Here is a 22,335-nt window from a genome sequence, read left to right on the forward strand (position 1 = left end):
AACAGTATCCATCATNTAAGCTGCTTTAAGTGTTAACAGCCTTGCTTGTTCAATTTCAATTCGAGAATCCGCCACCCATTCAAGAATTACACCTTGCTTAGCCAAAGGTTTCCCAAAGGCCTCTCTTTTTTGTATCCGCTTACATAATGTTTCTAGAGCTTGTTCTGCAGCGCCTATTAACCGCATACAATGATGAATTCGTCCAGGCCCCAGTCTACCTTGTGCGATAGCAAAGCCTTTCCCTTCCCCCCAGATAATATTTTCTGCTGGAACTCTCACATTTTCAAAAGATATTTCAGCGTGTCCATGTGGTGCATGATCATAACCGAAGACAGGAAGAAGCCTTTCAATTTTTACACCAGGTGTATCTAAAGGAACAAGAATCATGGATTGCTGTTCATATCGGCTAGCATTGGGATCACTTTTTCCCATCACGATTGCAATTTTGCACCGCGGATCACCAGCACCTGACGACCACCACTTACGTCCGTTTATTACATACTCATCGCCCTCTTTTTCAATACGTGCTTCGATATTCGCAGCATCTGAGGAAGCAATATCTGGTTCAGTCATTGAAAAACAAGATCGTATTTCCCCATTTAACAACGGTTGAAGCCATTGAAGCTTCTGACTATCACTCCCATACCGAACAAGAACCTCCATATTGCCTGTATCAGGTGCACTGCAATTAAAGACCTCAGGTCCAATCATCGACCGCCCCATAAGTTCACACAGTGGAGCATATTCAAGATTAGTAAGTCCTGCTCCGTACTCACTTTCTGGTAAAAACAAATTCCATAAACCTGCCTTTTTTGCTCTTTCAGTCAACTCGCTCATAATTGCTGGAATACTATTCCAACGAGATTCTCCTTGATTTAACTGATCTAGATACGTTTTCTCATTCGGATAGACATGTTCATTCATAAACTGTTCGAGTTTTTCTTGTAATTTTTTCGTTTTCTCTGAATATAAAAAATCCAATGATTTCTCCCCTTTCAATACTAATTGACTAGTTAGATTATAAATTCTCTCTCAATGTAAGCGTTTCCTTTATTTTGAAGTAATTAATTAATTTGACGCTTTTTTAAGCTTCATAAAAAAAGATTGCTTTTTTCCATCCAAACTTGGAGTGGAGAAAGCAATCTTTGATCTTTAGACCTTAACTTACCCAACTATGATTTTTTCTTTTGGATAGTGGTAATTATCTGTTTTCTCCCGTCTTCCTAATATTAAGAGAAAAGAAGTAATCCCTACCCGTCCGATAAACATCAAAACCATAATAACAAATTTCCCAATATTACTTAAATCAGGCGTTACGCCCGTTGATAGTCCGACAGATCCAAATGCTGAACATACCTCAAATAAAATGTCTGTCAAAGATAATTGCTCTGTAATAGAGAGGATAAAAGTAGAAACCGTACAAAGGACGATTCCACCCATCATAACAGCGGTAGCTTTTTGGATATCATCTTCATATATTTCTCGTTTAAACACTTTAATTGTCTTTCTTCCTCGAGTATAATTCCAGAGAAATAACACCATAACAGCGAATGTGGTGGTCCGAATTCCTCCTCCTACTGAGCTTGGAGAAGCTCCAATAAACATCATTCCACTCATGACAAGCAGCGTTGGTTCTGAAAAGTCACTAACATTCATCGTTGCCAGTCCACCACTCCTTGTATTAGAAGACATAAATAGAGAATAAAAGAAGGTTTCATGCCAGCTTTTATCAACAAAAAAGCCTTTAAATTCAAGTAAAATAATTAATACTGTACCAGCAACAACAAGGGACATAAAGGTCACTGATGTAATTTTCGTAAACAAAGAAAATCTGAATTTATAGGTTCGATCACGGCTTGAAAGAAAATCCTTTACTTCAATTAAGACCGGGAAACCTATTGCTCCTAATGTTAGAAGCAGAATAGAAACAAATTGAATAAAATAGTCTCCATGATAGGGAATCATAGATAACCCAGTAATATCGAATCCAGCATTCGTTGTCGAACTGATGGATAAGAACAATCCGTGAAGAAATGCTTCTCGCCAATCAGGATAATAACTAAGAAAATGAATTCCTAAAACAATCGCGCCAATGAACTCAATGATTAGAAAAATTTTAATTAATTCGATCAACAACTTTACAGAACCTGAAAGTTGAGTTTGATTCTGATCCGTCATGATTAATTGCCGTTCCTTTAATCCAATCTTTTTGCGCAATAGGAGCCAAAAAAATGTCCCTAAAGACATGATTCCGATCCCGCCAAATTGAAGAATAAACATAAGGAAGAAAATTCCGGTAATGCTAAATGTATCAACTGTATTCACGACACTTAAACCCGTTACACTAACCGCGCTGACCGCCGTGAATAGTGCATCAATAAAGGTCCATTGAACCCCTGACTTGGTTGCAACCGGCAGACTTAACAAGATGGTAGAAATACTCACTGCTGCAAAATAATAACCAGTAATGATTTGAACCGGGCTCAGCTTAGCAAGCCTTTTTTTAAATTTAACCCACATAGGATGTTCCTTTCCATCTGCTAAGGTTTGATCTATTCATTTTTCCTAGCAGCAAATCACTTCCATTTTACTGTTACTATCCAGATTTGTCTAATGTTCTTTTAAAAGAAGAATAGAATGGATCAGGTTTTAAGGTTTGCTTTAATAAGGATGTGTTTCCATTGAAAATCAAATCAAACACAGGTTAAAAAACTATATTCTCCCCATAATAAAAAGACAGTAGCTAACTACTGTAACAAAATTCAGCAGGGAGAGATAAACATGGCTAACAGCCGTAACAAACTTTTAGTCCCAGGAATTGAACAAGCTCTTGATTCCATCAAATACGAGATTGCTCAAGAATTTGGAGTACAGCTAGGATCCGATACAGTCGCACGGTCTAATGGGTCAGTGGGCGGAGAAATTACAAAGCGTCTTGTCCAACAAGCACAACAACAACTCAAAGGAAAATAAAAATTTCATATCGAATTGGATTAAAAAACGAATAATAAGCCCTTAAAAGGACTTTAATTTTGGCCAGGCTGCCATATGGCCCTGGCTTTATTTTTCCTGTTTAGAACATTAGAAATGTTCATGCGGCGTATGGTATTCTCGCTTCTCATTTCCTCTTTCATTTCGATTATGATCCTCTTTCCGCGGTTTATCAGGGGTAAGGTCAGTCTGTTTCTTATGATTAATTGGTTGATTTTTGTTAGTTTGATGCTTCTGTTTTTCTTCTTTTTGAAACTTGTTCGGTATTTCTTTTATCTTTTGATTTGATTGGCTGGACCGGTTATTTTCTTTCGTCTTTTGGTTATTTATTTGTTGACTTACCTTTGGCTGCTGATTCTTATTTTTATGTTGAATTACAGCTTGTTGCTGTTTCTTTATTTCACCATTACCTTTTCGTTTTACGGGAACAGCTTTTTTAACTTCCACTACTTTAGTTTTCTTTGTCTTTTTCGCAGGGGTCTGCGATTTTGCACTTTTTGCTTTACTTGGAGTCGTAGAGCTTGGGACTATATCTGCACTCTTTGTTTTAGTTGGAGTCGTAGAGCTTGGGACCATATCTGCACTCTTTGTTTTACTTTTAGTCTCAGAACTTGGTTTAGCTTTTCTTCTCTCGACAGCGGCACGATTTTCGGTTGGCTTTGGAGTCTTATTTAGACTGCTGGGCGTAGATTTCTCAACCTCAATATCTTTTTCTTTTTTCTGCTCTTTCTTTCTCTTATTTTCAATATACGTACCCGTCGATATTCCTTGCTCCTTTGCTTTTGAGCGTTCTTTAACTGTTGCTTTCATAATTTTCACGTCAGCTTCCGGAACTACCTTCTGCTTGGAAATTTTTTCTAGTTTTTTATCAAGTTTCTTTGTTAGTACTTTATTATCTTCAAGTAATGTAGCAGTAACCAGAATCTGTTGCTCGTTCTCTGCATATCCAGAATCCTTCGTTGCTTTAACAATCCTGTCAGTTATAAGCGTAACATCAGTATCTTCCCAATCCTTTATCTTTTCTATGACGATGAGACCTTCCTTATTAATGCCGTATAAGTCCACTACTCTTAGGTTCTCATTTAGACTTAATTCTATGCTTGGATTGATGTCTATCGTTACATATGCAAAAACCTTTTCATTAAAATAACTTGGCAGAAAAGAAAGGATCAGCAGGATACTAACCATTGCCGAGATAAGCGCAGATCTTGTATAGAAACGTAGTGAGGACTTTGACCTCTTGACGTCGTAAGGTGAAAAGTAAATTTCTTTACCAATTTCATATACCTCTTCTTCCTTCTTAGAGCGATGGAATTCACCTTCAGGAGTTAACAAAGTTAAAAAATGCTTATCCACAGATAGAATGACACCTTTCTTCATTCCGCCATCCCCTCTTTTATATAGTCATTTAAAAATAAATACTCTCCGTTTAATATGATTGCAACAGCGATAATATATTTTCTATTTCGTTCGATTGTTTTCCTGCTGACAGTAACCATCTCTTCTAATTGTTTAACCGGCAGCCGTTTTTTTGTCAGTAGTAAGTTATTTAAATTCTCATTTTGAACCAAAAGTTTTGCAATATGAATGGCGGTCTTTCGCGCATCAGTATGCTTTGGAGAGGCTATTGCTAAATCCGAAAAACTAATTCCAAATTCTTCAAGGTGATAGGTATATGCCTTGATCTCTTCACGCCGTTTCTCTGATTCTAACTGCTGTTCATATTCTTCGATGGATTTTTCATCTCCGAATTCAGGAGTTCCTCTTTCCTCCTCTGAAGCTGCTCCTTCTAAAAATACATCAGGCCCTTTTGATTGAGTCCGTATATAATCAATTACTCGACGTTTAATCATAACTTCTGCAAAAGCCAACAGTGAACTGCCCTTTTTAGAACAATATTTATTTATCGCTTCATTAAAGGCAATTAAGCCAATGCTGAACTCATCATCTGAATCATTTATATAACGTTTGCAAACCGAAGACACTGTCTTCGCAACAAAAGGCTGAAAAGATTGGATTAATTCATTTCGAAGGACATTGTCACCCTTCTGAATTTTTAGTACTTTTTCTTCTAAAGATCGTCTTTTTTTATATGCTGCAAATAAGACACTCAGCATCCGGTTCACCTCGTTCCATTCTAAATAAAATTAAGCTTTAACTATCTTATTCTTTAGAAGAGGTGGCCTAAAAGACAGTACCAAAAGTCCTATTTTCTACATATTTTGTTGAAACCTATAGAAAATTGTCGATTTTATTCTATTTTTACACAAAATACCGTTCTTTTTACAAGATACGAAACCATCTTGTTTCTTTCGGGGGTGTATAGTTCATGGGTTGCTTTGTAGACAGCCCTCAAACTAAGAAACACCTCAAAAGTTCTTTCTAAACAAGAAAAAAGCTTTCCTCATAAAGGAAAGCAGAATCCTTTTATAGTGATAGTTTTGGCTTTTGACTGGTTCCTTTGTATTGCTTCGCAGCAAAGTAGGCTACTAGCACAATCGAAACAATTCCGAAACATAAAACCATGTTCTTAAAGCCAATTGTATCTAGAAAGAACCCTGAACAGACCAGAACGACCTGAAAAGATATTCTGTCTAACATACCGCGAAACGAGAAGAATCGTCCGTGAAATTCTCTCGGTACAGTGGTTTGAAACATCGTTGCTGCGACCGGAAAAAAAGCACCTGCTGAAAAACCAAAAACAGCAAAAGAAATAATGGCAGGAATTCGTAAATCTGCAAAGTACAAAGATAGGTGCGTAAATGCGATCACAATTGAGAAAGTCATCATGATTTTCACAGGGTCTTTACCATCAAAAAAACGTTTAACAAGAAAAGCACCTAGCATAAATGCGATTCCTTCTGCAGTATACAGCCAGCTTTTAATTTGCGGATCATTCTGTAATTCGCTTATTTTAAGCACCATTAAGTTAAAGCTTCCGAGAAAAAGAGTTGGAATTAAGAATAAAAATAGTCCCATTACAACTTGGGGAAGTGTCTTTAACAAAGGCAATAATTCCTTAAAACCACCTTTACCAGCTGCATTACTTTGCGGAGTTATTTTTTCTTCAAAATTAAGGAAAAGTGTACAGATAAAAATAACGATATAGGATAAAATAGCTAAACTATACAGACTAAATAGAGAAATGTAAACCAAAAGGATACCTGCTAACACCGTTCCAAGGATTCTTGCTATTGTTCCTGCATTCATGTGAATGCCATTCAATGTCAAAAGATCTCCATCTTTTGCAATCATAGGGATGCATGCTTGCAAGGCTGGAAAATAAAAAGCTGCCGCTAAGCCAATCCCTACCATATAGACTACCATCCACCAGATATTTTCCTGCATGATGGCTAGAAACATAAATCCTGTTGAAAATATACGTGCCGCGCCTGAATAAAGTAATACCTTTTTCTTTGATGTTACATCAATTATCCGCCCGGCCATTGGACCGACTAATAAACCAGCAAACATACCTGCTAATAGGATCAAGGATTTATTTAAGTCTGAAGGCACTATTGCCTGCAAGAATTCGAGGTTTCCTATTACACCTAACCACATTCCTAAACCAGCAATAAATTCACCACTAATCAATATCCATACGTTTTTATTATTCAGCATAAAAGTTGTTCACCCTCATTATATATTTCGTATCCCTAAATATATTAATCGGATTCTGATCTCTTGTCTAGCTAATTTTTTGAATATTTACCCAATATAATTTAATAAAGCTGGAGCTAATGCATATCTCTGCATTAGCTCCAGCTTTTCTTCGATAGTTAACTTAAATTTCTTGAACTTCTTTTTTAGTATTTTTGCCTGAAAGGAAGAAACCGCCAACGCTAATACCGATCAGCACAATCCAGAATGTCAGCTTCCATGGTCCTGATTCAGGGAAATGATGATCTAGGATACCGACTGATGGATGAGCAAGCGTGAGTACCGCAAGCTTAACCCCAACCCAGCCTACAATAAAGAAAGCTGCTGTTTCGAGTGAAGGACGTTTACGAAGCAGTTTAACAAATGAAGATGCGGCAAAACGCATAATGACTAATCCAACCATACCGCCTAATAGCATAACGGCAAATTGTCCTCCGTCGATGCCGCCAATCTTAAACCAGCCTGTTGCAGGAAGAGTAATTGCTAATGCTACTGCAGCAAGCATTGAATCCACTGCAAACGCAATATCTGCTAACTCAACCTTAAGGACTGTCATCCAAAAACCAGATTTTTTCTTTTCTTTAGCTTTAACTTCATTATTTTTACCCTTAAATCTCTTATATATATGATGGATCGCAATAAATAAGAGATACGCAGCTCCCAGCGCTTGAATCTGCCATACATCAACCAAGAACGAAATGAAGAAAAGACTAAGGAAACGAAAGACTAATGCGCCTAACAATCCATAAAACAAAGCTTTTTTTTGCTGTTCTAATGGTAAATGTTTAACCATGACCGCCATGACGACCGCATTATCTGCTGCCAATATACCTTCTAACCCAATTAAGACCAGCAGTACCCAACCATACTCCAATAGCAATGATGCATCCATTAATCGTAGCCTCCTATATAGTATCTTCCTTACCCTATAGGCGTCAGGCTTTTGAAGCAAATAAAAAGACCTCTGCCATATAGGCAAAGGTCTTGCTGAGCACAGTGTATGTGCCAACAAAGCCGGTGGACGTTCATCCACGAAATGACGACTTTGTTTTAGGGTAAACCCTAACGCTACTCCCCTTTGTTAAAAGGAAAATCATTTAATTTAAATTAAGTATACTAGATTCCTAGTCCGCATACAACTATTATATTCAAATTTTCTTGAACGGGTGATTATTATTTCTTTTTCTTAGCCATTTTTAATAATTTGAGATATTCTTTTGCAAAAACAACCCAATTAGTTTTTGCAGAGAAGTAGTTCTGGAACATAGACAAGAACTTCGGATATTTTCCTTTGTATGGATACCACTGAATTTCTGTGTTCTTCTTACCTGAATCAGTCATGACTGATTTTTCATGACAGAACATCCGTAATCCATTTTCCCCATGATAGCGGCCAATACCGCTTTGTTTGGCTCCTCCAAACGGGAGATTGTGATTAGCTACGGAGATTAAGACATCATTGATAATGACTGCTCCAGATACGAGCTTTGAGGCAACTCTTGCTGCTTTTGCTTGGTCCATCGTCCAAACACTTGAATTTAACCCGAATTGACTATCATTAGCCAGGCTAATTGCTTCTTCTTCAGTATCAAAGGCGACAATTGGTAAAACCGGGCCAAAGGTCTCCTCATTCATTATTTTCATCGAATGATTAACATGAGAAAGAACAATTGGCGGTAAAAAGTATGTGTCACCAAGCACCCACTTATCTGGAGGTATGCCTGCTTCTAAAACTGCTCCCCTCTTCAGTGCATCTTCAAGATGATCAGCCACGATTGTAAGCTGTTCTGGGTACGTCATTGAACCAATATCATCGGAAAGTTCTGTTCCCTGCGTCAGCTCGTTTACCTTTTCCTTCAGAAGCATTAGGAAGGGCTCATACATGCTTCTTTCAACATAAACACGTTCTACACTCATACAGACCTGACCGCTGTTCGTGAATGCCCCCCAAAGAGCTGCATTGACTGCTCGTTCTAGGTTCGCATCCTCAAAGATAACCATTGGATCTTTCCCGCCTAATTCCAGGGTGACAGGTATTAGCTTTTTCGCCGCAGCTTCCCCAATTATTTTTCCCGTACGAACTGAGCCTGTGAAAAAAATATAATCGGGATTTTGGTCCGTCAAAGTAGCGCCCAGTGCCTTTCCACCATGGGCAAAGTCAATCACTCCATCGGGGAAACCCGCTTCCTTAAACAGCCTTTCCATACATTTTCCTACGAGAGGGGTAACTTCTGATGGTTTGGCAATCACGGTGTTTCCCGCGGCCGCTGCATTTAGTATAGGAACCATTGCTAATTGGAATGGGTAATTCCAGGGTGAAATAACCAAAACTGTCCCTCTAGCCATATATTCCACATGCGAACTCTTACCAATTAACAGCAGTGGTGTCGTTGCTTTCTGTTTTGACAGTGACTTAACAGCATGTTTTTCTATGTGACGAATCGCATCAAGTGTTGGCATAATATCAGCAACAATTGCTTCCGTTTTTGGCTTGCCTGTATCCATTGCAATAACCTCAGCAATTTCATCCATTTGTTCAACCATAATTAATCTGAGTTTTTTAAAATATACCAGTCTTTCTGACACGGTAAGACCCGACCAGCCTGAAAACGCAGCATGAGCACGGTCATATAAAAAATTTATCTCCGCCAGAGGGGTTTCATCAATCTCCGCAATTTCTTTCCCTGTGGCTGGTGAAAAGACTTTCCAGCGTTCTTTAACTTCCTCCATATTTATACTTCCTTTACTTAATACTTATTTGATAGTTCTGTTCATGTTTATGTTTTAGATAAAATTCAACCATAGCTGGAACTCCGTCTCGAAATCTTGGGCAAACAATCCCAGACCCTGCCAAATCGGCTTGAGCAGCCGAACAATCAAAACGTCCCTTCCAGGTAAAATACTCCATAGCCTCTTTCTCTATACCTAAATAGGTTCGTACAGGTTTAATAGAAAGAAATAGATTACTGACTCCCATTGGAATCATTCCGCGAGGATTCCGCTTAAACAACTCATTAACAAATAATTCATAGATTTCAGTCGCCGTTGACGGCTCAGGATCAGTAAGATGATAGGTTTTCCCTATTCCTTCTTTATATAATGCCAGATAGGCTGTCGCCTGTATAATATAATCAATCGGAACTAGGTTTACGACGCTATCGGTTTTTGAACCGATATATGGATTGAAAGGCAAAAAGCTCAAGCGATCTAAAAAGTTGAGGATAAAATAAGGACCATCGAATTTCACTGTTTCTCCAGTCTTGGAGTGCCCTTTAACGATTCCCGGTCTGATAATCGTCACTGGAACCCCCTCACTCTTCAGGCGGTCGACACTCACTTCAGCATCGTATTTAGTGCGCTCATAGTGGTTTTTAAACGAGGAAGGTTTTACTAACTCATTCTCATAAAGTACTCCCTCTCTTGTTCCTGCCACATAAGCCGTACTAAAATAGACATAGCGTTCCAGTTGGACAAGACCTTTCACCCAATCATTCACGTTTTCTGTTCCCCTCACGTTGACCAACTGAGCAGCCTTTTCATCAACAGCTAAATCGTAAATCGCTGCCAAGTGGAAAACATGAGTAATCTCAGTACGTAATTTCACATTTGGTTGTGGCAATATGTCAAGATGAGTCTTAGTAATATCCCCTTGTACGACCTCAAACTGTATAGCACTCCCAGCCAGAGATTCTTGAATACTCTTTATATCTTCTTCTGCTTTCATTACCTGATGCGGGAGAACGAGTAAATAAATTTTATCTGCGCAATCATCCTTTTTTAAAAGTTCTTTAATTAATTGGTGGCTGATAAAGCCAGGAAACCCCGTAAAAAAATAATTATGCTTCATTCCTAAATAATTCCCCCTGTATCGTTATGGTTATCATTCTACCAAAAAAAATAGAGTTTGTAATTTTCTGTCAATCATTTTAGTTTTATATTTTCTTTCACTACCTTTTACAAAGGATTCTCGAGCTTAATAGAGGAATATTAGGGGTATTAGAATGATAATGCAGAAGAAAGATTCATAGCGTCGACTAAAAAAAAATTTATATTATCCATTCGCGGGATTTTCCGTTACTATATAAGAAGAGCCGACAATGGCGTATACATATCAGAGGTGAGGCACAATTGAAACGAGTATTAAAAGCATATGATTACCCTATCTTCATCGCAGTGGTGCTGCTCACTCTATTTGGACTTGTTATGGTTTACAGTTCAAGCATGATTATAGCAGTAGCAGGCAAATATAAAACCTTAGGATCGGACTTCTTTTTTATCAAACAAAGAACCGCACTCATTATCTCCTTCGTCGCTATGTTAGCTGCTATGATAATCCCTTATAAAGCGTACAAAAATGTTAAATTCTTGATGTTTATGATGATTGGTATATCAGCAGCGTTAGCCTTCGTTACGATGTTTGGCTACACATCTAATAATGCAACCAGCTGGGTTCAAGTTGGAGCTACCTCGGTTCAACCGGCGGAGTTTGCCAAATTGGCTTTGATTATCTATCTATCCGCTATTTATGGGAAACGTCAGGACCGAATTAATAATATTGATAAAGCGGTTATGCCGCCAATCTTTTTTCTCATCTTCATTTGTAGTTTAATAATCCTGCAGCCTGATTACGGCAGTGCGATGATTATCTTTCTTATTTCCGGGTCCATAATTCTTTCATCTGGAATGACAGTCAAGAGTATAGGCAAATTAGCTGTGATTGCAGCAGCCTTTGCCCTGATTCCTGCTTTCATCATGCTGATTACAGGTAAATTAACATCCATCCTATCTCCAGAAAGAATATCCCGATTCACTGGTTTTATGGATCCATTTGGAACAGCTGCAGATGATGGATACCAGCTAGTCAACTCTCTATTTGCAATCGGATCTGGAGGGATAAGCGGCGTAGGTCTTGGTGATAGTGTTCAAAAATATGGATACCTTCCTGAAGCACATACTGACTTCATTATTGCGATTATTGCAGAAGAACTTGGTCTTCTAGGCGTACTGTTTGTCTTATTAACCTTAGGATTTATTGTGTTACGAGGATTCAGTCTTTCTTCAAGATGCAAAGACCCCTTTGGGAGTCTATTATTAATCGGCATTTCTTCTATGATCGGCATTCAAGTGTTTATCAATGTTGGAGGGGCTACCGGCCTGATCCCTATCACAGGTATTACTCTTCCCTTTATTAGTTATGGAGGATCCTCTCTCTTAATGATGATGATCTCAATTGGAATCTTCCAAAATGTCGTTATGCGTATGAACTTAAATGCACAAAAAGAAAAGGAAACGACACTTACTAAACATGAATCTATGTAATTAGAAAAAACAGGCTGCCAAAATTGGCAGCCTGTTTTTCTCATAATTATGTGAAGAATAGCTGGTTACGAAACATATCGTTAATCCTTACGCCTTTGTATGAAGTCCAATCTTCGTAAAGCCGCTTATTAAACTTAAAAGCGGACATAACAGACAAAAGAATGCAAAGGGTGCATAATCAAGAGTCGAAACACCTAATACCTGTGTTAAGAAGACGCCGCATACGCCCCATGGAACCAATGGATTGACTACGGTACCAGAATCCTCAAGAGTTCGACTCAATGATTTAGCGTCCAAACCTAGCTTATCGTATGATTCTCGGTAAGCATTGCCCGGCAGAAGGACAGATAAATATTGCTCACCTACCAGAAAGTTCACGCCAATTCCTGTCATTACAGTAGCAGAAACCAGGCGAGCCGTGGAATTTAACTTTGCAGCAATCGATTGTAAAAGAGAAGGAATAATACCGAGACCAAATAAGAGACCGCCCATTCCAAGTGCTAACAGCACAAGAGAAATCGAGAACATCATACTTTCAAGACCACCTGCTGTTAGAATTGTATCTAATTGTTCGACACCACTATCCATAACATATCCGGAAAACAAAATAGTACCTATTTCTGTAATCGTCAGTTCTGGATGACCAATAAAAGCAATTACAACGGAAGAAATAATGCCAGCGGCAATCGTTGGAATAGCAGCAGTCTTTTTTAAAGCCAATATGCCTACTATGATAAACGGCAGCAAACTCCACAAACTTATGAATGTATGCTTCTCTAAAGCTTGAATAAGAGTGGTAATTTCATTATCCTTTCCAATAGCTACATTTGGAGATAAGAAATAAAAAATAGTAAAACTTATAACAAATCCTGGAATGGTTGTCCACAACATGTTTTTGATATGAACAAATAAGGAAACCCCCACTGTTTCTGATGCTAGGTTCGTTGTATCAGATAATGGAGACATTTTATCGCCAAGGAATGCACCAGAGATAATTGCACCGGCTGTTATCGGAAGTGACAAACCATAGGCTGAAGCCATTCCTATGAATGCCACGCCTAAGGTAGCTGCTGTTGTTAGTGAGCTTCCTATGCAAAGACCTAATAACGAAGTGACTAAAAAAGTAACGGCATAAAAAGACTGATCTGAGATTAGTTCAAATCCATAATACATCATCGTCGGAATCGTACCGCTGACGATCCATCCAGCGATTAACAGCCCTATGAAAAAGAAAATATAAATAGCCCCGAGTCCCGAAATTGCTCCTTGTATCAATGCCTTTTCCATCACACGAAATGAGAGACCTTTACACCCTCCGTATACGAACAATAATAAAATAGCTCCGATAATTGGTAAATGCGGATTCATACCGTAATAGATAATCCCTGTTCCAATCATCAGTAAAACACAAGATAAGATAAGCATCGCTTCTATAGTTGAAAGCTTTAGGTTCGTATCTTCTAGTTTCATAGCAATTCCTCACTCTCAAAGTTGTACTAGCAGAAAGACCTTTAGTAAGATGCAAGAATAAACCACTTCACGCTTAAACGCTTTTAAGCGCTAAAGTATAGGATTAAATGTATGACATAATTCACGTTCTGTCAATGCTTTCGTGACAAGCTATTGCTTATTTAAATGAATAAAAGGTGTTCAGATACTCCTTTTGCTCAAACTATGTCTGCTGTGTCTAGCTATAAGAAGCACCTTCTATAAAAGCAAGATGCTCTGTTCAGAACGTTTGAATAAAGTCATTTTATACCGTCCATTACTTGATTTGATTCACTTTCAATTCTACAAACTTTCGCTTACCGACTTGAACAACCATACCATCTTCTATGGTGACCAGAAGGTTATCATCCGCCACCTTTTCTCCATTTAATCGAATTCCGCCATTTTTAATCATTTTGCGTGCTTCGCTTTTAGATGTTTGCAGCTTTAGTTCAACCAATAAATCTAAAATCCCTATTTGAAGGGATCCTTCCCAAGAAACAGATGGTATTATCTCGGGTAGAATTCCCTTTTGAAATACCGATTTAAATGTTGACTCTGCCTGTTCAGCAGCAGAATGATCATGATACATAGCGACAAGGATACGGCCAAGCAGCATTTTCGCATCACGCGGGTGCAAACGGCCATCGTTCAGGGAAAGCTCAATATCGTTAATTTTCTCTACAGGCAGATTCGTTAGAAGCTTAAAGTATTTAACCATTAGTTCATCTGGGATTGACATCGTTTTCCCATACATGTCGGCTGGTGTATCATCAATACCAATGTAATTAGCCTTAGACTTTGACATTTTCTCAACTCCATCAAGTCCTTCAAGCAGGGGCATCGTTATGACTACCTGTTTTTCCTTACCGTAATGCTCCTGCAGATGTCTCCCCATTAAAACATTGAAATGCTGATCCGTTCCTCCCAGCTCAATATCGCTTTCAAGTACAACTGAATCATAACCCTGCATCAGCGGATAAAAGAATTCATGTAAAGATACTGGCTTCCCAACTGCAAGCCGTTTCTCAAAATCATCACGTTCAAGCATTCTTGCGACAGTAATTTTTCCCGCTAAACGAACAATATCTTCAAAATTCAACTCCGAGAGCCAACTTGAATTATAGTGAAGCTCTACCGCATCCATATTCAAAACCTTGCCAAATTGTTTAAAGTACGTTTCTGCATTACGTTTCACTTCTTCGTCCGTAAGCTGCTTTCTTACTTCCGACTTTCCAGTGGGATCACCAATTTTCCCTGTAAAGTCACCAATGATCAATTGAATACGGTGTCCATACGCTTGGAATCTTTGTAGTTTATTTAAAACAACCGTATGCCCTAAATGAACATCAGGAGCAGATGGATCAAGACCCAGTTTAACCTTTAAGGGTTTACCAAGCGCAATTGACTTGGCAAGTTTTGCTTTAAATTCGCCCACCGGCAGAATCTCTTGTACCCCGCTCGCAAGTTCTTCAAATTGCTTTTCCAGCGCCTCCAATTGTTTATCTGTTAATACTTCGATATAGTTCATCATTCGTCTCTCCCCCATTTGTCCATAAAAAAACACGCCCCCTAAAAAAGGGACGTGGTTATCTTGCACGCGGTACCACCCTTGTTGAAGAACTTTCATTCTTCCGCTCAATCGAATAACGGTTCGTCCGTCCTTTGCTACTATTGTTCACAAAGAAAGCTCAAGGAGGTAATTCACCCAAATCTTTGTACCGATTCACACCAACCACCGGCTCTCTGAAACAGGGAGATTCGCTGCTACTTATTCCTATCATCGCTTTTTATTTTTCTGAATTATTACAATATTATAACATGATAATGAAGATGGTCAACCTCTTATACTAGCATATTCCCGGGTTTTCCTAAATAATAGCCTTGGGCTAATGTAATGCCAATCTGTTTACAATAGTCGAGTTCTTCTTTGCGTTCAATGCCCTCTGCAAGGGTTATAATTCCTAACTCCTTACATAACGCGACCACTTGTTTTAAAAATTGTTGTTTTTCTGCAAGTTGATCACAATAATCAATCTTAGAACGATCTATTTTCACATAATTAGGAGCAAGTTTGACAAGAACTTCTAATGTAGCAAAGCCGCTGCCAAAATCATCTAAAGCCACACCAATTCCTTCTCGTTTATACACATTAAAGATGTTCTTTAAATGGTCAATATCATGAATTTTTTCCGTTTCAACTACTTCGAAAACAAGATCAGCTGGATTGATCTGATAGCGTTTTACAGCTTCAAAAGTATGTCTTAGACAAAATTCTGGATTGTAGATTGTTGACGGAAGAAAATTAATAAAGCTCTTTACCCCGCTGGGAATAAAGCCTGCTCTATTCTTAATCGCCGCCTGTCTGGCTTTTTGATCAAGCATACTTTGCATACCCGTTTTTTGGGCTACTTCAAATAATTCTCCAGGTGATATTCTTGCCAGCGGGTCACGTAATAGTGATTCATATGCAAAGATTTGATCCTTTTCTAAGGAATAAATAGGTTGAAAAATTGAGTTGAATTCCGTTTCTTGAATGATTGTAATCACTTCATAATGAGTAATTCGATTAGCTAGTTCCAGTAGTGAATATACATGATAGGATTTTTGAATAGATTTTAGAATCGAACCTTTGATCTGGGCAGCATTCGGTAAAGTAAGAATTTCTCTTACAATAGCTTCTAATTCTTCCTTCGAATTATAGGGCAAATACATACCTTCACTGTTCTCAATCATCCCGTCAAAATGTGTCAATATACCCTTTGCTTGGATATGCAAAAAACCAGGTGTATAGATTGTAAAATGCACGCCGCATGCACATGGACCCATAGTTACCTTCCCCTTAAACTGTACACAAATAAGTAAAAAATATAACTCTTCTTCACTATTCATTTAATCACATTCAATAATTAAATCTTAAAAGATCTCCATTAATAATATCGTCGGACAGATTCAATTCTTTACTAACCGTTTCTTGGAAAGGCATACACGCTTCAACATTCGTTTGTTCACCGCTGCCTTTGTGATAACAGGTGTTATCTTGATAGATATACTTTTCCGTTACAAACCCTCCATCACGAAAAATAACTGGGTGATTCTTAGGTCTAGTAAATAAATCATAGCCAAATGTGATTGCTTTATCTTTTATTCCAAGCAAATGAAGCAACGTCAGTTGAATATCTACTTCACCACCTGGACTTGATATGGTCATCCCTTTTTGACCAGGAATATGAATAATAAGCGGAACTTGGCGGTACTCTGTGTGATCGACTGCCCTCTTTTCGCGATCAAGCATATCAGTTAAGGCATCTTCATATTTTTCTGATATACCATAATGGTCACCATATAAAATAAATATTGTGTCTTTGTACATCCCTTTTTTCTTTAATTGCTGAAAGAATTGTTTTATTGCTTCATCTTGGTAACGAACGGTCGTCACATACCGGTTCACGACCCCTTCATCTGTATCTGCCAAGTTAATCATCTGATCCTCCTCATTTAACAAAAATGGAAAATGATTAGTCAGCGTTATAAACTTGGCTAAATACGGCTTAGGCAGACTCTTCAGATAGGGAATCGACTGCTGAAAAAAAGGATTATCTTTGATTCCATAGTTTATAGAGTTTTCAGGGGTCACTGTATAATCACCTTTAGAAAAAAAGCGGTCATAGCCTAGGTTCTTATACATGTTCTCACGATTCCAAAAAGATGGGTCATTTCCATGGAAGACAGCGGAATAATAATTTTCATCCTTTAATAACTTTTGCATACTAATAAACGTATTCTCAGGCCTTCTTACAAATACTGATCCACCAGACAGGGGATACAAACCAGTATCAACCATAATTTCTGAATCGGACGTTTTTCCTTGCGCAGTTTGATCATATGTTTGGCTGAAATAATAACTTTCTTTAATTAGATCATTTAAAAAAGGGGTAATTTCTTTCCCATCAATTTTCTGGTTGATAACGAAATCTTGTGTCGATTCCATACTAATAAGAACGACATTTTTCCCTTTTGCTATCCCAAATAAATCAGTTGTTTCCTCATTTTTATTTGAGACGAAATCTTTAATAACTGCCGTATCCGATTGATCGGCCATTGCCCGGCTGATTGGGGGCCGGAAACTAAGAACAATATCATATAAATGATAAGTATATGGACCAAGCTCCTTCACCATCTGCGTTCGGCTGTAGAACGTTTTATTTGATTGTGAATGAAGGAATCCTATACCAATAACAGCTGCTATTAAGACAATGGCACAACTGGCGTACACCTTCTTAAATCTAACTGATATCGTTTTCTTCACTAATAATTTTTGTTTTCTTACAAATAGAAGAAAAATCGCGATATCAATAAACAAGAATAAATCCCAAATTTTCATTAATTCAAACGTACTCGGACCTATTCCGCCAACGTTTTTAAATTGAAATAAAATAGAGACAGTTACAAAATCTATATAAAATCGGTAATATAATAAATCTCCGTAAAGCAGACCCGTTAACAGCAGCATAATTAGAATAAGGACATAACCATTCATTTTCTTAAAAAAGAAAAAGCTCAAACCCAGTAAAAGCATTAAAGAACCCAATGGGTTAAAAATAATCAGCAGCACATCAATCCAAGAATGGATTGGTAAATTGAAACCAAGAAAAGAAACTACAACGGTTTTCAACCATAAGGTTACTACGGAAAGGATTGGAAAAAAGGCTTGAGAGGTTGTTAGTTTTCTCATAGATGTGCCGACCTTACCTCGCTTATTCCCTTCACTTTCACTAAACTTTGAATCATCTGCTTACACGTTTGTTCATTGTGATAGCCCATTAAAGCAATTTGTACCCAGTTCCTCTTAATCAGATAGTCACTTTCATAGCTTAAGAAGATCCCTTTTTCCTTCAGTTGATCACCAATACTTCGAGAACTTAATCTATCTGGCACCTTAAGTGTAATAATGCCAGGCGAATAATCTTCATTGCCTAACACTAGAAATTGTGCTTCAATCAGCTGGGATCTAACAAAATCAGCTAGACGCTTGACTTTCTCAGGATTTGCCTGTTTGACACCCTCATAAAGTGCATTTACAAGATTAGAAGAGTGTGTGAAAGGAATACTCTCCGAGCAATGGTACATTCCTAAATCGAGGTACCTCGGAATGCTGCTGTCCGGCAGTACAGGTTCTCTATGAAATACAATAGCCAGGCCAGGATATGACCCAAGTCCCTTTCCACTTACGGTCGCTGCTAAATAAACGTTGCTTAGTTGAACCGGAACGATTCCGACAGAGCTGCATGCGTCGACACATAATTCGATTCCATATTTTTCACAAATCTCTTGTATTCGAGTCAAATCATAAAGATACCCAGTTGATGTTTCACAATGAACTGTCCAAAGCCACTGGATTTCAGGATGGTCTTGCAAATATACGTCTACTTCCTGCATATTAATATCAGTATTCCAAGGTTTCTCCCAAATAGAAAAGTCTAATTTAAAACGACTAGCATGATCTACTAAACGGCAGCCAAATTCTCCATTAACCAGTATGAGACCTTTACCGGGAAGTTTTTGAATTTGGGCAGCAACGATATCATTCGCCAACGTACCCGTTCCAACGATTACTTCTGCATACTTGGCTTGAACGAGCCTGCATAATTCATTTTTCACTTCCAGCATTTCATTTTTAAACCGCTGGGAACGATGTGATATGGGCGGCTGTGAAATAGCATGTAACACATCGGGAGCCATAGAAACAGGTCCAGGAAGAAATGTCCCACCATGTGCAGCGGCTGCTTTTCGCTCCATTAATCTCTGAAAAACTTTACTTGATTTCTCAAATTGTTCTCGTGTTAAGTACATCGGTTGGAATTTCGCATCTCCCGCCCCTGTCATCTCCCCAAACGCAACAAAGCCAATTCGTTTATACAGCTTAATCTGCCGTTCCACACCAGAAATAAGTGCCATATTATACTCGTTATTCAAACAATGAGATACTAATATATCGCATAATTTAAAGAACACATAGCTATTTCGATATTCTTTTTTCACGGCCAGAAGCCTTATTTCACAAGGTTTTGCATGTGGAGGTAAATAATAATCCAAATCCTCTATTTTGCCATCAAGCGAAAATGGCCGATTCCCCCTTATTGCAATCATCCCAACTACCTCTTTGCCATCCTTAGCAATGACATACGTGTTTTCTTGATCATAGCGATCAATTAATCGATGTTCACTATTTTTACTATGTTGTGGGATTTCATCCACAAACGTTTCATAATTCAACTGGTAAATTTGTTCAAATTCATCAGTTGAATTCGCTATTTTGTAGCTTAGGGACAAATCTCCCATTTTAAAACGCTCCTTTTCAATGAATCTATGGTACTTACATTCTTAAAGATTACGACTTCAACCCTACATTGTTAGAAGTAGAGGGTTTCGTCCCTTTCCGTGGGAAGATATGGACTAATAGTACAAGTATAAGCATAAATAACAATCCAATTGTCTCTGTCCATGTCTGTCCTGAATACCAAGAAGTAATGGGAATGGTCAGCATCGCAAAAAAGCCAGTTATAGTAAACTTACGAAAAAGCAGGTACCCGCTTCCAAGAACAACACCCGCAATTAAAATGGCTGCTGGAATCATGAAAAGTGTTACCGCCAAGAAGACAACAACCCCTTTTCCACCCCGGAATTCCAGATGGAGCGGCCATATGTGTCCTACAAGTACAAATACCGCAGAGATAATCAGCAGAATATTATTCAGCTCTAACCCTTTCTTAACGATAGTAAGAACGATAAGTGTTTTTCCAACATCGATAAATAAAGTAAGCAAAAACCCCTTTTTGCCTAAGTATCTCCCCGCGTTTCTCGCCCCTGCATTCCCGCTTCCAACTAATCGAATATCGTTGCCAGACATGAATTTTGCCGCATAATAAGCTCCATTTATACTCCCAAACAAATAGGCGAGGGCAATTAGCATCAGAACCTGTAGCATCTCTCCACCTTCTATACAATATATTACAAATATACCATTGAAAATTATGGTTACTACTCATTTTAAAGAATAAAGTGCATTTTTGTAAGATGCAACCTATATATATTTATTTTCATAATAATTAGTAATTTTCTTAATTACCCGCGTAAAAATTATCATAAACCATTGTCGAAAATTTCTAGATAGATTCTTCGAAATGTAAAACAGTTTCATATTTTAATAAGATTCCGAAAAACAGGATTATGTTTGGTGATACGCCACTGATTATTTATTTAATCAGCCAATATGCCCCTCCTCACAAAAAAAGACTGTCCATAAGGTCAACAATGACCTTACAAGACAGTCTTTCCAATTAAGCTTATTGTCTTCCCACATCATCCATCGGATTAAATAACTCTACGTCAGGATTTTTGTCCTTAAACCAGCGAAGCGCAAATTCATTCTCAAACAAGAATGCATATTTATCATAACGATCCTTTACAAGGATACTTCGGCTGTTATGAAGGTTTTCATCAATTTTTTCTTCAACGGCCCAACGGGTAATTTTATTTCCCATTCGTTCCATTATAACTTCAACATTATACTCATTACGCATACGGTGTTCAAACACTTCAAATTGAAGTTGACCTACAGCTCCGAGTAAATACTCTTCCATTCTTACCGTTTTAAACAGCTGAATAGCCCCTTCTTGGACTAACTGGTTAATTCCCTTATGAAAGTGTTTTTGCTTCATAACGTTTTTCGCTGTAACACGCATAAACAATTCTGGTGTAAACTGCGGAAGACGTTCGAATTGATACATGTCCTTACTTGTAGTGATCGTATCACCAATTTGGTAATTACCAGTATCATAAAGCCCAATGATATCACCAGCTACTGCTTCATTAACCGTATTACGATCATCAGCTAAAAATTGTGTAGATGAAGATAAATTAATTGGCTTACTCGTTCTGCTTAAGTTTACACTCATCCCACGTTCAAATTTACCAGAGCAAATTCGTAAAAAGGCAATCCGGTCGCGGTGTTTTGGGTTCATGTTCGCTTGAATTTTAAAGATAAAGCCTGAGAAATCTTTAGCCAAAGGATCAATCTCACCTGTTGTTGCAGCTCGAGGCTGAGGTGCAGGGGCAAATTGAAGATAGGCATCCAAGAATGTTTGCACACCGAAAGCAGTCAATGCACTCCCAAAGAAAACTGGGCTGAGTGTACCGTTAGCAATTGCCTCTTCCGAAAACTGATTGCCGGCTTCAGATAAAAGCATTATTTCTTCAAGTGTCTGTTCATAAAGTTGAGAATCCTTTAGCTCATTCCCATCCATCAGTTCGCCAGACTCATCAAGTGGAAGGAAACGCTCTTCCCCCTCTTTTTTGAACTGTTCAATTCTGTTATTAAAGCGATCATAAATCCCAATAAAGTCTTTGCCCATCCCTATTGGCCAATTCATCGGATAAGATTCAATTCCAAGCACTTCTTCTAATTCAGCCAAAAGTTCAAGCGGCATTTTACCTTGACGGTCCATTTTATTCACAAAGGTAAAGATGGGAATTCCCCGCATACGGCAGACTTTGAAAAGCTTAATCGTTTGATCCTCGATCCCTTTTGCAGAGTCAATAATCATGACTGCGCTGTCGACTGCCATCAGTGTCCGGTACGTATCTTCACTGAAATCTTGGTGACCAGGTGTATCAAGGATATTAACGCGGAAATCATCATAATCGAACTGCATCACTGAGGAAGTAACTGAAATTCCCCGTTGTTTTTCAATTTCCATCCAGTCACTTGTTGCATACTTACCTGTCTTTCTTGCTTTAACGGTTCCGGCATCTCGAATGGCTCCACCGAATAATAATAGTTTTTCTGTTAATGTCGTTTTCCCGGCATCCGGGTGA

General features: G+C 38.2%; 17 protein-coding genes, 1 riboswitch and 1 other annotated feature. Of the genes, 2 read left to right on the plus strand and 15 right to left on the minus strand.

The features are described 5' to 3' along the window. Together WYK_RS09275 and WYK_RS09280 are read right to left on the minus strand one after the other, a co-directional pair. The coding region (locus WYK_RS09275) for an acyl-CoA dehydrogenase family protein (protein ID WP_040374221.1) at window positions 1-981 on the minus strand (981 nt) is incomplete at its 3' end. A gap of 183 nt (window positions 982-1,164) precedes the next feature. Continuing rightward, window positions 1,165-2,520, minus strand: coding sequence for a TrkH family potassium uptake protein (locus WYK_RS09280; RefSeq protein ID WP_040374222.1), 1,356 nt, complete (start codon window positions 2,518-2,520; stop codon window positions 1,165-1,167). A 261-nt stretch (window positions 2,521-2,781) separates the two neighbouring features. On the opposite strand from WYK_RS09280, the gene WYK_RS09285 reads away from it, so the two are divergent. Continuing rightward, complete coding sequence (locus WYK_RS09285) at window positions 2,782-2,973, plus strand: alpha/beta-type small acid-soluble spore protein (RefSeq protein WP_040374223.1); 192 nt, start codon at window positions 2,782-2,784, stop codon at window positions 2,971-2,973. Window positions 2,974-3,081: 108 nt separating this feature from the next. On the opposite strand, the gene WYK_RS09290 is transcribed toward WYK_RS09285, so the two are convergent. From WYK_RS09290 to WYK_RS09315, 6 genes are all read right to left on the minus strand, one after another. Then, window positions 3,082-4,371, minus strand: a complete 1,290-nt coding sequence (locus WYK_RS09290; RefSeq protein ID WP_040374224.1) for an anti-sigma factor domain-containing protein — start codon at window positions 4,369-4,371, stop codon at window positions 3,082-3,084. Continuing rightward, a complete protein-coding gene (gene sigI, locus WYK_RS09295; protein WP_235782475.1) occupies window positions 4,368-5,117 on the minus strand; it encodes an RNA polymerase sigma factor SigI in 750 nt (249 codons plus the stop codon). Before sigI ends, WYK_RS09290 begins: the two co-directional genes overlap by 4 nt. A 301-nt stretch (window positions 5,118-5,418) precedes the next feature. Continuing rightward, window positions 5,419-6,612 carry an MFS transporter gene (locus WYK_RS09300; RefSeq protein WP_040374226.1) on the minus strand — a complete coding sequence of 398 codons (1,194 nt, stop codon included), beginning with the start codon at window positions 6,610-6,612 and terminating at the stop codon, window positions 5,419-5,421. Window positions 6,613-6,775: 163 nt separating this feature from the next. After that, a complete protein-coding gene (locus WYK_RS09305) occupies window positions 6,776-7,543 on the minus strand; it encodes a TerC family protein (RefSeq protein WP_040374227.1) in 768 nt (255 codons plus the stop codon). Window positions 7,544-7,640: 97 nt separating this feature from the next. Further along, a riboswitch (yybP-ykoY riboswitch) is annotated at window positions 7,641-7,740 on the minus strand. 84 nt (window positions 7,741-7,824) lie between these two features. Then, the gene (locus tag WYK_RS09310) at window positions 7,825-9,381 is read right to left on the minus strand and encodes an aldehyde dehydrogenase family protein (RefSeq protein ID WP_040374228.1); all 1,557 of its coding nucleotides are present in this window, start codon (window positions 9,379-9,381) and stop codon (window positions 7,825-7,827) included. Between the two features lie 13 nt (window positions 9,382-9,394). Then, window positions 9,395-10,498: an SDR family oxidoreductase gene (locus WYK_RS09315; protein WP_040374229.1), complete on the minus strand. Its 1,104-nt coding sequence runs from the start codon at window positions 10,496-10,498 to the stop codon at window positions 9,395-9,397. Between the two features lie 281 nt (window positions 10,499-10,779). On the opposite strand from WYK_RS09315, the gene WYK_RS09320 reads away from it, so the two are divergent. Then, a complete protein-coding gene (locus WYK_RS09320; protein ID WP_040374230.1) occupies window positions 10,780-11,970 on the plus strand; it encodes an FtsW/RodA/SpoVE family cell cycle protein in 1,191 nt (396 codons plus the stop codon). 87 nt (window positions 11,971-12,057) lie between these two features. On the opposite strand, the gene nhaC is transcribed toward WYK_RS09320, so the two are convergent. From nhaC to WYK_RS09355, 7 genes are all read right to left on the minus strand, one after another. After that, window positions 12,058-13,440 carry a Na+/H+ antiporter NhaC gene (gene nhaC, locus WYK_RS09325; protein ID WP_040374231.1) on the minus strand — a complete coding sequence of 461 codons (1,383 nt, stop codon included), beginning with the start codon at window positions 13,438-13,440 and terminating at the stop codon, window positions 12,058-12,060. Between the two features lie 295 nt (window positions 13,441-13,735). Continuing rightward, window positions 13,736-14,992 carry a tyrosine--tRNA ligase gene (gene tyrS, locus WYK_RS09330; protein ID WP_040374232.1) on the minus strand — a complete coding sequence of 419 codons (1,257 nt, stop codon included), beginning with the start codon at window positions 14,990-14,992 and terminating at the stop codon, window positions 13,736-13,738. 42 nt (window positions 14,993-15,034) lie between these two features. Next, window positions 15,035-15,251 (minus strand) — a binding site (T-box leader). Window positions 15,252-15,303: 52 nt separating this feature from the next. Further along, window positions 15,304-16,287, minus strand: coding sequence for an EAL domain-containing protein (locus WYK_RS09335; protein WP_040374233.1), 984 nt, complete (start codon window positions 16,285-16,287; stop codon window positions 15,304-15,306). A gap of 73 nt (window positions 16,288-16,360) precedes the next feature. Next, window positions 16,361-18,193 carry an LTA synthase family protein gene (locus WYK_RS09340; protein WP_040374234.1) on the minus strand — a complete coding sequence of 611 codons (1,833 nt, stop codon included), beginning with the start codon at window positions 18,191-18,193 and terminating at the stop codon, window positions 16,361-16,363. Beyond that, on the minus strand, window positions 18,190-19,800 hold the full coding sequence (locus WYK_RS09345) for an aminotransferase class V-fold PLP-dependent enzyme (protein WP_040374235.1): 1,611 nt from the start codon (window positions 19,798-19,800) through the stop codon (window positions 18,190-18,192). The genes WYK_RS09340 and WYK_RS09345 overlap by 4 nt, the downstream gene beginning before the upstream one ends. A gap of 49 nt (window positions 19,801-19,849) precedes the next feature. Beyond that, window positions 19,850-20,446: a glycerol-3-phosphate acyltransferase gene (locus tag WYK_RS09350; RefSeq protein WP_051387401.1), complete on the minus strand. Its 597-nt coding sequence runs from the start codon at window positions 20,444-20,446 to the stop codon at window positions 19,850-19,852. A gap of 358 nt (window positions 20,447-20,804) precedes the next feature. Further along, a partial coding sequence (locus WYK_RS09355) for a peptide chain release factor 3 (RefSeq protein ID WP_040374236.1) occupies window positions 20,805-22,335 on the minus strand: 1,531 nt, incomplete at its 5' end.

This window comes from Peribacillus psychrosaccharolyticus ATCC 23296, from assembly GCF_000305495.1.
Taxonomy (GTDB): domain Bacteria; phylum Bacillota; class Bacilli; order Bacillales; family DSM-1321; genus Peribacillus; species Peribacillus psychrosaccharolyticus.